The organism is Marixanthomonas sp. SCSIO 43207 (assembly GCF_019904255.1).
Lineage (GTDB): Bacteria > Bacteroidota > Bacteroidia > Flavobacteriales > Flavobacteriaceae > Marixanthomonas.
On the sequence record NZ_CP063203.1, the window covers coordinates 2,339,431 to 2,353,277 of the forward strand.

Consider the following 13,847-nt stretch of genomic DNA (forward strand, 5'->3'; position numbering starts at 1 on the left):
ATATTAAGCGTATTATGTATGTTGAATTTAATTACATAAGGTATTGTGTATATAATACAGTAGGAGAGGAGTGGCTACCATTAAATACCCAAAACATTAAACAATGTTGCTTTTGCTTGAAGAAGATCATTTTCTAATGCAATTACTTTTAAGGTGCTCTCAATAAGTTTTGACTCTCTTGAATTAATTAAAAATAAAGAACTCTCACCAATTTCAAACTTTCGTTCTTCACCTTTCAGTAAAACAGAATAATCTGAAACAATTGTATCTGCAATAGTAAGTTGGTTCTCATAGGAGCGTATCTCTTCTTGAGCAGAATTCAATTTGTTGTTTATTGCCAAAGAGGTAGCCTGTTTATCAAAATCAACTGCTTCTAATTTAAACTTGGTTAGTTTTAAGTCTGCTCTTTCTTTTCTTAAAAATAACGGAAAGCGTACGGCTACACCTGCTTTATAATTTGCTGTATTAAAAGAGTTGATTGTTTCTGGGGTTTCACTTAAAAAATTATATTGTAAATCTACTTGCGGAAGAAGGTTGTTTTGTTTTAATCTACGATCAACCTCCAAGCTTTTATATTTGTAGTCTAACGATTGTAGTTTGGGATGGTTTTCTAGCGATTCATCTATGCCAATGGTATCTATTTGCAACGCATAATCAATAGTTGTTTTTAATTCAGTATCAGGAATAAGTGTATTTTTAATTTCTACAGGAACATCGTTTATCCATAAATAATTTGAAAGTTCTAGTGAAGTTTTAATGTACTTTAATTGAGCTTTTTCTAAATTTAGTTTTCTAGTATTATAAGCAATTCTGGCTTCGGTAGTATCTATAGCAGGTTTTTCTCCTACTTCAAAACTTCTTTTAACCCCTTCAAGCCGCAAGCCAGCATTTTCAACAAATGCATCGTAGACTTTTTTTTCTTGATAGGCTCTTAGCCAAGAAAAGTAAGACATTGAAGCTTTGTAAAGAATATCATTTACTAACAACTTAGCATCTGCCGCTGCTTGATTTTTAAATAATTTAGCCCGTTTTAAGGTGGCCATACGCTCATTAATCAATAAATCTCTGGCTACCGAAACCGAAACCCCTACATTATACAAACCATCTGTAGGAACAGTATTTTCAGGGTTTAAATACTCGCCGCTATTTTGCTCATAACTTCCTTTTAACTCTACACCATACCAAGTTGGAATTTTAAAAGCAGTATTTAACTTATCATAATAGGTTGAGTTTTTAAACTTTTTTCTATCATAATCAACTTCAATTTTAGGATCAAAAGATCCTCTTGCTTTTAATAACTTGGCTTCACTTTCACTAATAACCAAATTACTTTGCTTTACAATAGGATGGTATTTTTTTACATATCCTAAATATTCTGAAAAGCTCAAAACATCGTTTTTTTGACTGAAACCAGCCTGAAACAATAGAATAAATACTGTATATAAAAAATACTTTTTCATTACTTTGTAGCTTCTTTATTACTGTTTTTTGGTGTGTAAAAGTCTGGTGGAAAACCATTTAATTGTCGCCATATCTCATACCAGATAGGCACATCGTTTAATAACGCAATTGTTCTAGCTCCAGAACCTACTCGTATTCCTTTAGGCCATTCTTGTTCATCTTCTACGTCTGGAGATAATATAACACGATACATCCCATTGGGGCTGATAAAATTTTCTATGGCTACTATTTTTGCTCCGTACGTTCCATAAGAAGCGCTTTCCCAGCCGCTAAAGACAATAGCTGGCCATCCATCAAATTGTATGCGTACTTTTTCGCCTATATGAATTAATGGTAAATCAATAGGCCTTACATAAGTCTCAACAGCCAATTCATAATCTGAAGGCATTATCGTTACTAAGCTTTCACCTTCTTTAAATGTTTCACCAACGCCGCCTTTCAACGCTTTATTTATGTACCCATCTTGTGGAGCTGTTACGAACCGAAGTGAACTTCTTTTTTCATAATTTGAATAACTGTTTTCTAGCTTTGAAACTTCGGCTTGCGTATTAAATTGCAATGACTGGGCGGTGTACAAATCGCTCTGTGCCTTTGCAATTTTATCTGCATACATAGCATTAATTCGGGATAATTCAATTTCTGCTTCGCTCAGTTTGTTTTGTTGTGAAATGTATTTAGCTTGTGTGGCTTGAAGTTTCATTCGTTTTTCTTCCACATCTTTGGTAGCTTTTAAACCTTCACTTTGCAACGCTATAATGCGGTCATATTGAGTTTGCGCAATAGATTGGTTGGTTTCAGCAGCTTCTAAGTCTATTCTGCTACTTTTTACTTTTAATTGAGCTTGTTGTAATTTAAGTTTCTGCTCCGCTTGTAATGCCGATATTTGACTTTGTAGCGCACGTACTTTATCTTGATAAGCTTGTATAGATTGAGATTTTGATTGAATTTGATCACCTGTACGCTCTACTAATTTATCATCAAAATAATCACTTTTAATTTCTGAAACTCTTAAAATAGTATCTCCCTTTTTTACAAAATCACCTTCTTGAATAAACCACTGTTCAATACGACCAGAGATTACAGATTGAATGCTCTGCGGTCTTTGATTAGGTTTAAGTGTAGTGACATTTCCTGTTCCGGTAATATTTTGAGTCCAAGGTAAAAACAGAATAATAACGAGCAATACTAAAAAAGCGATTGACAAACGATTAAACTGTTTGTAGTACTTTTTATTAACCACATAGGTGCCTGATTTATAATCAGATAATTTGATGTGTTTATGAACTGATTTTTTTGAAATATTCAGCATAACAAAATTAATTAGAGACGAGGTTACCTTCTTTTAAATTAATTACTTCTTTACAATATGTTTTCCAATATGAATTGCTACTTACAACAACCAATGCCCAAGGGTTTGATGGCTTGCATAAGTAATCAATAATAGCCTTGGTATCTTTTTCGCTAAATTGGTCTAAAGCATCTTCGAGAATTAAAAGTTTAGGGTTTTTCAGAATAGATCTGGCCAATACAATTTTTTTTGAAATAGTATGAGACATTTGCTTGCCTTCAGGATAAATAGTTGTGTTTAAGCCTTTTGGTAATTCTTTTAAAAACCTTAAAAGACCAATATTTTCCATAACTTGAAAGATTGCTTCATCTGTTATTGAAGAATCTCCAAAGGTTAAGTTTTCTCTTAACGTGGCCTCAAAAGGAAGCTCTTCTGAAAGAGATAAACCAAGGTGGGTTCTATAATGATTAACGTGTATACCTTTAATATTTAAACCATTGATATAGATATTTCCTGAAGTAGGACTTATAACACCACAAAGTATGCGTAACAAACTAGATTTTCCTGCTCCACTTTCTCCTTGAATAATAAGCTTACTACCAGGTTTAATTTGCATTGAAATGTTATTCAATATAGGTTTTTCTCTATCAGATACTTCAAGGCTTACCGTATCAAGCTCTAGATTAATACCCGTATCAAAAGTTACTTTTTCACCTTCTTGAGACTCTAGTGGCTTATCTACAACTTCGCCCAATTTTTCAATTGAGGTAAGCATATCATATAATGTTTCTAGACCTAAAATGAGCTTTTCAATAGAAGTGATGACTAAGAGTATAATAATTTCAGCTGCAACAAATTGACCTATGTTCAATTTTTGATTAAGAACCAAAACACCACCAATAGTCAATAATCCGGCAGTAATAATGGCTTTGAAGCCAATCATTTTAATGTATTGTAGTTTTATTATACCAAAATGATTTTCACGTGCGTGAAGATAATTTTCAACTAACGCATCGTTTTTATTTAAAGCCAAACTGGTTTTTCCGGATAATTTGAAACTTACAATAGCGTGTGCTACTTCTTGAATCCAACTTGCGACTTTGTATTTATATTTTGATTCTTCAAGACTTGTACTCAACCCTTTTTTTGCGGTGTATTTAAAAACTAATAAAACCGAAGCCAATAAAACGATTCCAAAAACAATAAATAATGGGTGATAGAAGGATAGTAAAATAAGGGCAAACAACACTTGGATTAGGGCAGATGGTACATCAATTAATACCTTCGATAATCCCTTTTGTATGGTAAGAGTATCAAAAAAACGATTAGCCAATTCCGGAGCATATTCATTGCGTAAAGCTTGCATTTTAATTTTCGGAAACCGGTAACTTAATTCAAAAGATGATTTTACAAAAATGCGTTGCTGTATGGTTTCAATAATACGTAGCTGCATTAAGTTTAATATCCCTACAAAAATTACTCCTAGAGTGACCAAAATGACTAGTATAATCCAAGAAGTAGAAATTTGTCCACCTTGTAAAAGGTTTACAATTGCTTGAATACCCAAAGGCAATGATAGTGCAACCAGACCAGAAAAAATAGCATAATAAAAAATTTGATAGATATCTTTTCTTTCTAAAGCTAGTAATCTCCAAAAACGTTGAACAGGAGTTAATTTTGTATTGCTCATAGGGCTTTATTATTTAATATTCTGAAAACAAAATCAGTTACAAATTGAGTAGGGGAGGTCCCGCTTTTGCAATCTGTAATGGTAGGAAAATGATTTTTTAAAAAATGCTGATGTAAAGCTGTTTCAATAATAGTACTCGCTAAGCTTTTAGGGTACTTATAATCTGCATTAACTTGAATAATCATTTCTTGTAATCTGGTAACAAAGCGTTTATAAACTTTAAAATAACCATCTTGGTTTTCTTTGTCTACTTCTTTGGTTAAGAATGATTTATAACTCTCCTCAATTATAATTTTATTCAATGTAACTTCATTAATATGAGTGTGTTTTGAATCTTCTTTGATAGATTTGGTAGCTATTTCAATTGCTTTTTTAAGCTTCTCATTAGGGTCTGAAACGCTATGAGTCTCAATTACTAATTGATACTCCAACCAAGCCCAATACCAACTTGATAGATATATTAATAGCTTGTGTTTATTGTCAAAATATCGATAAATAGAGCTTTCATTAGATCCAATTTCAGCACCTAATTTTTTAAATGTAAAAGCATCAAATCCTATAGCATGTATAAGTTCTATACTGTTTTTAATAATACGTTTTCCCAAATCTGAAGATTCTGGGTCTTTATTAAATATTGTTTCGTTTACCGAAATTTTAAAGTTAGCAAGTAATCTGTCCATAATTAAAATTATAAAATGCAAATATAATAGTATTACTATCAATATTGCAATCAAGTTTTTTATAATACTTTCTTAAATTTTTATTTTATTATATCAATTAATTGAATATTAAGTAGTTAACAATATCTCCAAAATAAAATTTAATTCAGAAAAGTATTTGAAGCATGTAATACTATTTATGGAATGTAAACGACTAAACAGTCAGAATTTAATTCTGTATAGATATTTCTGCAGAATAATAACAGAAAGTTTCAATAAAAATAATAGTAAAAAGATCTAGATTAATACTATTGGGTTGTAGTAGTTATCATCATATATAGTGTTAAAGCCGGTATAATGGATTATTTATAATACTTATTATAATGTGTTATAATTTATATTATGTAAAATAGAATATTTACAAAGTCGATTAACTCAATATAAATATACTACCTTCCTCTTCTTTTCTTTAGATAACCTTACGTAAATTTTATAGCCATTCAAAGTAGTAAATTGAAACGCCAACTGCAATAAGTAATAATATAAGTACAGTAATGATAAATCCAGCTCCTAATTTAGTTTTGTTATTATCTTTTAATATATAATCTTCGTGATCTTGATGGTTTTGGTAATTTGTGTTTGCATCTTTCTTTGTTTCTTTTGATGTATTCATGTAGTTGTTTTTGGATGGTATTTATATAATTAGTATTCTTTTTTTATAGGAACTAAAAAAACGGGAATATCTGTATTTTCAATTACTTTTGAAGTTTCAGTACCTATAAGCAACTTTTCTAAGGTACTATGACTGTGCGTTCCCATGACAATTAGGTCGGCATTCCAATTTTCTGCATAATTTAATATGGTTGATGCTGTCTCGCCTTTAGCTAGATGTGTTGTAACTTCATTATTTAAATGCGCTGCAGCCTGAGCTAAATAATCGTTGGCTACTTTTTCCAATTCTGTGTTAATTGTAAGGTCTATGGCATAACTGTACCCATCATAGCCTAAAAAAGATGGATATTCCATTCCGTAATATCTGTTTTCAGCAATTACATGCAATAAACAAACCTCTGCTCCTAGTTGCTTGGCAAGGTTAAAACCTTTTTCTGCAACTTTTTCTGAAGTGGGATGATAATCTATTGCTATCACTATTTTTTCCATCTTAGTAGGTGTTACTTGTTTTGCTTCAACATATTTCTGAACCTATAAATAAAGTTAGGAAAGTGTAATCACATGTTGCGCTAAAGGATTCTTAAAATTATAACTTACCGCGCGCTACTTTAACGTTAATTTATAGTAGTATAATGCAGCTAATTCTTTTTATTGAGGGTATTTTTGCACTTGTGAAAATGCGCCAACCTACCTCCCAATTCGAATTTGTTGCCTTAATGGCTTCGTTAATGTCTGTCGTAGCCTTATCGATTGATGCTTTATTACCCGCTCTAGACGTTATTGGTATTGATATTGGCACTACCAATGTTGTTGACAATCAATTATTGATTACGATGATTTTTTTAGGTCTGGGTATTGGGCCGTTGTTGTGGGGACCACTTTCAGATAGTATAGGCCGAAAACCTGTTGTGTATATGGGGTTTGTGCTTTTTATTGTCGCTAGTTTTGTATGTGTACATGCTCAAAGTTTAGAGATTATGGTGCTAGGTCGTGTACTTCAAGGTATTGGGCTTTCAGCTCCTAGAACCATAAGTATAGCGATTATAAGAGATTTGTACCGAGGCGATTATATGGCTCGAATTATGTCTTTTGTTACTGTGGTATTTATTTTGGTACCAATCGTTGCGCCTACAATGGGTAAGTTTATACTTGATTACTATAGTTGGGAAACTATTTTTTACGTACAAGTTGTTATTAGTTTACTAGTTTCTGCTTGGTTTTTTAAACGTCAACCAGAAACACTTTCTGAAACTAATAAGAAAAACCTTTCAACTACTGTTTTTATTAATGGTTTTAAAGAAATAATTAGACATAAAATCACAATTGGTTATACATTAATAACAGGATTTGTTACCGGATCGTTTATGGTATACTTGAGTAGCTCGCAACAAATTTTTGAAATTCAATACCAATTGAAAGAAACCTTTCCTTACATATTTGCTGGTCTGGCACTTTCAATAGGTACAGCCATACTCCTCAACGGAACACTCGTAGTTAGGTTTGGTATGTCAAAAATGATTACCACTTCCCTACTTTCCTTTTTTGTTATTTCAGTATTATATGTTATACTATTTTTTAATACGGAAAACCCACCCATTACCGTATTGTTAACGTTTTTCGGACTTCAATTTTTCTCTATTGGATTTTTATTCGGAAACTTAAGAGCTATGGCAATGGATCCTGTTGGGCATATAGCAGGGATTGCTTCAGCAATTACAGGATTAATATCAACGTTAATGGCAGTTCCTATTAGTATTTTTATTGGTCGTTTTATTCAAGGGACAGCCTTACCCATTTTTATAGGTTTTTCTATCTGTTCAGCTCTCTCATTAGTAATTTTATATTATCTGAAAAAACCTTCCTTAAAAGCTCGTTTTACAAAGTAATTTGCTTGAATTCAATAAAATGGGATTACTTTTCCTCCGGAAGTGCTTCCACAGTACCTTGATAGCGCATAATATCTCTTTGTGAACTATTTACTGAAATTGAGCTATTTTTACTATCATACAAGATTATAGTTACTTGATAGTTCTCCCCTTTTTCTGAAATATCAAACTTTATAGTGCTAGACTTCTTTTTTTGATTATAAATCATCTGGTAATTCTTTGGAATTCCTTCAAATTCAATACCACCACTATTCAACGTGGTGCCTGTTTGACGAACACCATAAAAGGGTAATGCGGCAGATACAGTATCGTTTTCTACCGTTAAGAAATTAGGAGTATCAATTAAATTAATTTGATTGCCACGTAAGGGTTGCGCCCATTCGTTTTCAATAGTAAACTGTTTGTCAACCACCCATTGTTTTACTTCACTCTCCATAGGCTGATTGAGAGCATCTTTGGTGCCGCTACAGCTAATAAAAAAGATTGATGTTAAAGCCAATGCTATTAATGTTTTCATCGTTTCTGAAGTTTTAAGTTGTATAAAATATGCCTCAAAAAGTGTTCCTTATTAATATCAAGTATCAAATTCAATATTAGTGACAAAAGCTCGATATTTAAGCAAAGCAACAAATACAGCACCTCCAATTGCATTACCTAATAGAGCTACCATCTGAAAACTTATATAATCACTTGTGGTAAGTTGTGATGGAACTAGTAATCCTGCAAATACTTCTACGTTGCCCACAATACTGTGATGCAAGCCTGCAAATGCCAATACACCGGTTATCATAAATATAATAAAGATTCGGCTAATTGTGTCTTTTGAAGAAGTAATTACCCACGATAGTAAACCCATTAACCAACCAGCTAGAATAGCACTTACCAATATTACCCATAAGTTATAATCTGTAACGTGCTTTGCAATGGTAGCTACTGTTTCTAATTCAAAAATATGTAACTGTGGTCCTACCCAAACCAGCACAGCAGCCATTACCCAACCTCCCAAAAGGTTTCCGGAAATAACATACCCCCAAAGTTTTAAAAGGTTTTTTAAGGATTGTTTTCTGTTAAGAACAGGTAATGTTAATAATGAAGTTTGTTCTGTAAATAAAATAGATTGCCCCACAATAACCATAATAAATCCTACAGGATACACCAATGATAAAAGTTTAAAGGCTGTTTCTTGGCTTACTTTATCATGAATAAAATAAAAAAGCGTCGCTAATAGCAAATAACTAAACCCAATCTCTAATCCTGCAGTGAATGAACTCACCAAAATACTCAGGGGACTTTTTTTATAAACCTCCTGCCCTTCACAAATCTGTTCTTTTAAAATCTCACCGTGAGATTTTGCGGTATTTTCATTGGAAGATTTTGAGTTTTCTAATTCAGAATCAATCTTTTGTTCTTCTTTATCTTTAGCTGTCATGGGTTGGTTATAAAATCCTTCAGTATTTTTTTATAAAATACTGAAGGATAGTTTTTTAAAACTAATTATTTAAAGTTATAATTATAGCATTGCCTCTAGCTCTTTTCTAGTGACAGATTTACCATAAAGAGACTGATCTGGATCCATATTTTTTGAATCTTTCAGGGCTCCAACATATACTGAATCAAACCCAATATCTTCAATCAATTGTTGGGTTACTTGTTTGCTTTTCTCATCTTGAGCTGCAAAAGGAATAGCCAGTTTATCTGTATCTCTAAAAGCTCTATCTTTTAAATGGTCTGCATAAATAGTATTAAAAGCTTTAGCTGTTCTTGCTGTGTTAAACTTCATTGCTGTATATTCTGAAGCGTTTCTATTACTATCACGAACTTCTTGAGCCATTTCGCCATCACGTTCGGGATAAGGGTTTGTAGCATCAATAATTACTCTGTCACTGTATTCACCTGCATATACTTCACTTAATTCATCTATAGCTTTAAATGGTGTTGCTAGCAAATAAACATCTGCTTTGGCTTCCCAAGCTTCGTTTAAACTTACCGCTTTTGCATTGTTCCCTGCTTCTCTTGCAATATCTTGTAGCTGGTCTGGATGTCTTGAGCTAAATAATACCTCGTGACCGGCTTTTGCCCAATGTTTCCCTAAGTTTCCACCTATATTTCCGCTTCCTATAATTCCAATTTTCATAATGTTATTTTTTTATTAGTTAAAGTTTATTTTTATAGATATCGGTTACTTAATTTAAAAGATCATCAACCGATTTTTGAATGTCTTTTGAAGAATTTTGTCCTCCTTTTTTCAATTTTAACCTTCCATCTTTATCAATTGTAAAGTTCTTTTTTGAAGATCCGAAATTTGAATTTCTTCTATACGAATCTTGGAAGTCTGCATGTTTTTTTTGTCTTATCTCGCTCATAATTCGTTAGTTTATAGTGTTATTTTTTAAAATTTCCGTTGAAAGCAAAAGAAGATTGAGGGTTTCGGCTTCGCTCTTTTTTTAATTCTTCTTCTTTCAAATCGTCATCTAGAGTATCTGGATTTCCGCCATAGTAGCCAAAAGCTGCCGCTGTTGCGACGTGATAATTGTCTGGAAACTCAAATTCTTTATGTGCTTTTTCAAAATCAATTCCGGCCATTTGGTGAACAGCAATATCCATACTGTGAGCTTGAATACAAACATTACTCATAAAAAGGCCCAAATCGTGAAGCGCGTGAAAGTTTTCTTTTTCTCCATTTTTCATGTCTTTTTTAATAGCGCATGCCCAAAGAACTTGAGCATTGTCTGCCCAGCCTTGATTAAACTCGTGTAAGCATGAATAAATACGATTGTATGTGTCACTTCCTTTAATACCCCAGACAATACGCCAAGGTTGAAGGTTGTTGCTACTAGGTGCCCATCTTCCGGCTTCTAGTAATGTTTTAACTTCTTTTTCTGAAATGGTTTTTTCTGAAAAACTTCTAGGACTCCACCTGTTTTTTATCAAGGGATGAATATCATATTCTGTAGGAGTAACTTTTTCTATCATAGCGTTTTTCTTTTAAAGATACACGCTTTGAAAGGCATAGAAAAAGGCTTTAAAAAAGATTTAACGCATCATAAATCAATTTTAAAGCCTTGTTAAGTTTTATAGATACATTTTTAGTTAGGCACTCAATCTATCTTTAAAGTCATTTATAATTCCGCCTTTAAGTAAAATTCTAATTTGGCGATCACTCATGCTATGCTTAGTAGGTATTTCAATTGTACCAGTATCTTTTTTTATTAATAAAGTAATTGTATTTCGGTTTTCAACATCATTGCGTAAGTTTTTGAATTGAATCATATCATCTTGTTCAAACTTGTCATAATCATCATTGTTTTCAAATTCTAACGGAAGAATACCAAAGTTTACTAGATTTTGCCAAGCAATACGCGCATAGCTTTTTGCAACCACGGCTACCTGTCCTAGATACTTGGGCGCCAAGGCAGCATGTTCTCTACTACTTCCCTGGGCATAATTATTTCCGGCTACTACAATATGGCCGCCATATTGATCTTTGGTTTTCATCGCTCTGTCGTAAAACGTGGGATCAATAACAGTATAGCTATACTTACTTATTTCAGGTAAATTACTTCTGAATGGAAGTACCTCTGCTCCTGCTTTTAATATTTCATCTGTAGAGATATTATCTCCCATTTTAAGCTGAACAGGAACTTCATAGCTGCTTTGTAATTCATTTATATGAGGAATAGACGTAATGTTGGGGCCTTTTTTCAATTCAACTTTTGAATTATCTTCTGGAGGTCCTACCAACATATCGGTCTTTATAATATGTAATTCTGGAGCTTGATACTGCGGATAACTCATATTGTAAAGTTTTTCCAGGTCTCGAGGGTCGGTTATTTTTCCTGTCAATGCAGACGCTGCAGCTGTTTCGGGACTGCAAAGATGTACTTGATCATCTTTAGTTCCACTACGGTCTGGAAAGTTACGTGGCATAGTTCGTAAGCTAATAGTGCCGCTGGCAGGTGCTTGCCCCATTCCTATACATCCCATACAACCACTTTGATGAAAACGAGCTCCTGCAGTTATTAAATTGGCGAAAGCTTTATTTTCTATCATATTCTGAATGATCTGTCGGCTAGTTGGGTTTATATCAAAAGATACATCAGCGTGAGTTGCTTTATCTTTTACGATTGCTCCTGCAATCCAAAAATCACGTAAACCAGGATTTGCAGAAGAACCTATTACTACCTGGCTTATTTCCTTTCCGGCGACTTCACTTACTGGTACTACATTTCCGGGGCTGGTAGGTAATGCAATAAGCGGTACTAATTCATCTAATATAATCTCTTCATGTAAATCATATTCACGATCATCATCTGCTAGTATTTCTTTCCAGTCATCCTCTCTAGTTTGACTCTTTAAGAAACGTCTAGTTTCATCATCACTTGGAAAAACTGTTGTAGTAGCACCAAGTTCTGCACCCATATTGGCTATAACGTGACGGTCCATCGCGCTAAGATGTTGTAATCCGTCACCATAGTACTCAATTATCTTACCTACACCACCCTTTACATCGTGACGGCGAAGCATTTCAAGAATAACATCTTTTGCACTTACCCAATCTGGTAATTTTCCGGTAAGTTTTACACCCATTACTTGTGGCATTTTTACGTAATAAGGTTGCCCTGCGATAGCTGCAGCAACATCTAGTCCTCCTGTTCCTATGGCGAGCATTCCTAAGGATCCTGCAGCACACGAGTGACTATCACTACCTACTAAGGTTTTTCCGGGTTTACCAAAACGTTCCATATGCACAGGATGGCTTACACCGTTTCCGGGACGACTGAACCACAATCCAAATTTTTGAGCAGCACTGTGTAGAAATACATGGTCATCTGCATTTTTAAAATCTGTTTGTAATAAGTTGTGATCTACATATTGTACAGCTACTTCAGTTTTGGCGCGGTCTAGATTCATCGCTTCCAGTTCAAGTTGTACCAATGTACCGGTTGCATCTTGTAACAACGCTTGGTCAATCTTTAAGCCTATTTCTTTACCTGGGGTCATTTCGCCCTCAATAAGATGTTCTTTTATAAGTTTCTGTGTTACGTTTAATCCCATAGTTCAAAGTTTTCCTTTAAGATATTTAATAATCCTTGCTTCTGAAATTGGTTTAACAATAAATTATATTTTTAACTCAATTAAATGGTCTTTTTTAATAAGAGAAGACAACTTTTCTCACGATATTTGATTTATATTTTTTGGTAACTAATAACCATCTCGTACTATGACCGTTTGGATACTTTTTATTGCTGTTATAATTATTTTTCTTGCCTTAGATTTGGGTGTTTTTAATAGAAAAGCCCACGTTATCAAAACCAAAGAAGCCTCAATCTGGACTACAGTTTGGGTAACACTGGCATTGAGTTTTTCGGGAGTTATTTATTGGTTGTTTAGCGCCGAAATGGTAGAAAACCCAACCGGCCTTACACCTGATACAGCACTTATTAAATACATTACAGGTTACCTTATAGAATTATCACTAAGTATTGACAATGTATTTGTAATTGCTGTTATTTTTTCATCTTTTAAAATTCCTGAAAAATACCAACATCGAGTATTGTTTTGGGGTATTCTAGGAGCTATTGTGTTTAGAGCACTTATGATTTTATTTGGAGTTACCTTAATTAATAAAGTAGACTGGATTGTATATGTTTTTGGTGTGTTTTTGCTGTATACAGCTTATAAAATGCTTACATCAAATGAAGATGATTTTGAGCCTAAAAAATCACCTATGTATCGTTTTTTACGCAAACTTTTTCCCATAACACACACTATGGAAGGTGATCGTTTTTTCATAAAAAGAATGGGCTTAAAAGCTGCTACACCTCTATTTGTTGCCCTCATGGTTATAGAGCTCACAGATGTTTTATTTGCTTTGGATAGTATCCCGGCGATCTTGGCAATTACAGCAGATCCTTTTATCGTTTTTAGTTCAAATATTTTGGCAATTTTAGGGTTGCGTTCTATGTATTTTTTAATATCTAGAATGTTGCAAAAATTTAGATATATTAATTACAGCTTGGTGGTTATTTTGGCTTTTGTAGGTATAAAAATGATTTTATCCCATCACGTAGAAATACCAGAATGGTTATCTCTTGGTATCATTGTTTTATCATTAGCAGGAGGAATAATTGCATCAGTATATATTCCTTCAGAAACAATTAAAAAACCTGTTGAATAATTCACAAAGTATT

14 protein-coding genes are annotated in these 13,847 nt (G+C 33.3%); 2 read left to right on the plus strand and 12 right to left on the minus strand.

Translation table 11 applies throughout. The features are described 5' to 3' along the window. Nucleotides 1-80: 80 nt before the first annotated feature. The 6 genes from INR76_RS10945 to INR76_RS10970 all read right to left on the minus strand — a co-directional run bounded on the left by INR76_RS10945 (nucleotide 81) and on the right by INR76_RS10970 (nucleotide 6,259). Nucleotides 81-1,460: a TolC family protein gene (locus tag INR76_RS10945; protein WP_223108009.1), complete on the minus strand. Its 1,380-nt coding sequence runs from the start codon at nucleotides 1,458-1,460 to the stop codon at nucleotides 81-83. After that, entirely contained in the window at nucleotides 1,460-2,770 is a 1,311-nt protein-coding gene (locus INR76_RS10950) for an HlyD family secretion protein (protein ID WP_223108010.1), read from the minus strand. The genes INR76_RS10945 and INR76_RS10950 overlap by 1 nt, the downstream gene beginning before the upstream one ends. A gap of 7 nt (nucleotides 2,771-2,777) precedes the next feature. After that, on the minus strand, nucleotides 2,778-4,439 hold the full coding sequence (locus tag INR76_RS10955) for a peptidase domain-containing ABC transporter (RefSeq protein WP_223108011.1): 1,662 nt from the start codon (nucleotides 4,437-4,439) through the stop codon (nucleotides 2,778-2,780). Further along, the gene (locus tag INR76_RS10960; protein ID WP_223108012.1) at nucleotides 4,436-5,119 is read right to left on the minus strand and encodes a TetR/AcrR family transcriptional regulator; all 684 of its coding nucleotides are present in this window, start codon (nucleotides 5,117-5,119) and stop codon (nucleotides 4,436-4,438) included. The genes INR76_RS10955 and INR76_RS10960 overlap by 4 nt, the downstream gene beginning before the upstream one ends. 469 nt (nucleotides 5,120-5,588) lie before the next feature. After that, nucleotides 5,589-5,771: a hypothetical protein gene (locus INR76_RS10965; RefSeq protein ID WP_223108013.1), complete on the minus strand. Its 183-nt coding sequence runs from the start codon at nucleotides 5,769-5,771 to the stop codon at nucleotides 5,589-5,591. Nucleotides 5,772-5,800: 29 nt separating this feature from the next. Next, nucleotides 5,801-6,259: a universal stress protein gene (locus INR76_RS10970; protein ID WP_223108014.1), complete on the minus strand. Its 459-nt coding sequence runs from the start codon at nucleotides 6,257-6,259 to the stop codon at nucleotides 5,801-5,803. Nucleotides 6,260-6,402: 143 nt separating this feature from the next. Here INR76_RS10970 and INR76_RS10975 point away from each other — a divergent pair, with 143 nt between their 5' ends. Beyond that, nucleotides 6,403-7,656, plus strand: a complete 1,254-nt coding sequence (locus INR76_RS10975) for a multidrug effflux MFS transporter (RefSeq protein WP_255592598.1) — start codon at nucleotides 6,403-6,405, stop codon at nucleotides 7,654-7,656. A 25-nt stretch (nucleotides 7,657-7,681) separates the two neighbouring features. Here the strand turns inward: INR76_RS10975 and INR76_RS10980 are convergent, their stop codons facing one another. The 6 genes from INR76_RS10980 to INR76_RS11005 form a co-directional block, all read right to left on the minus strand. Beyond that, entirely contained in the window at nucleotides 7,682-8,173 is a 492-nt protein-coding gene (locus INR76_RS10980) for a DUF4251 domain-containing protein (RefSeq protein ID WP_223108015.1), read from the minus strand. A gap of 57 nt (nucleotides 8,174-8,230) precedes the next feature. Next, entirely contained in the window at nucleotides 8,231-9,085 is an 855-nt protein-coding gene (locus tag INR76_RS10985; RefSeq protein ID WP_223108016.1) for a formate/nitrite transporter family protein, read from the minus strand. A gap of 81 nt (nucleotides 9,086-9,166) precedes the next feature. Further along, the gene (locus INR76_RS10990) at nucleotides 9,167-9,790 is read right to left on the minus strand and encodes an NADPH-dependent F420 reductase (RefSeq protein ID WP_223108017.1); all 624 of its coding nucleotides are present in this window, start codon (nucleotides 9,788-9,790) and stop codon (nucleotides 9,167-9,169) included. Nucleotides 9,791-9,839: 49 nt separating this feature from the next. Next, entirely contained in the window at nucleotides 9,840-10,019 is a 180-nt protein-coding gene (locus tag INR76_RS10995) for a hypothetical protein (protein WP_223108018.1), read from the minus strand. 19 nt (nucleotides 10,020-10,038) lie between these two features. Continuing rightward, nucleotides 10,039-10,629: a nitroreductase family protein gene (locus INR76_RS11000; protein WP_223108019.1), complete on the minus strand. Its 591-nt coding sequence runs from the start codon at nucleotides 10,627-10,629 to the stop codon at nucleotides 10,039-10,041. 117 nt (nucleotides 10,630-10,746) lie between these two features. Then, the gene (locus tag INR76_RS11005; RefSeq protein ID WP_223108020.1) at nucleotides 10,747-12,711 is read right to left on the minus strand and encodes an aconitate hydratase; all 1,965 of its coding nucleotides are present in this window, start codon (nucleotides 12,709-12,711) and stop codon (nucleotides 10,747-10,749) included. 166 nt (nucleotides 12,712-12,877) lie between these two features. Between INR76_RS11005 and INR76_RS11010 the strand changes: the two genes are divergently transcribed. Further along, nucleotides 12,878-13,834: a TerC family protein gene (locus INR76_RS11010; protein ID WP_223108021.1), complete on the plus strand. Its 957-nt coding sequence runs from the start codon at nucleotides 12,878-12,880 to the stop codon at nucleotides 13,832-13,834. Nucleotides 13,835-13,847: the final 13 nt, after the last annotated feature.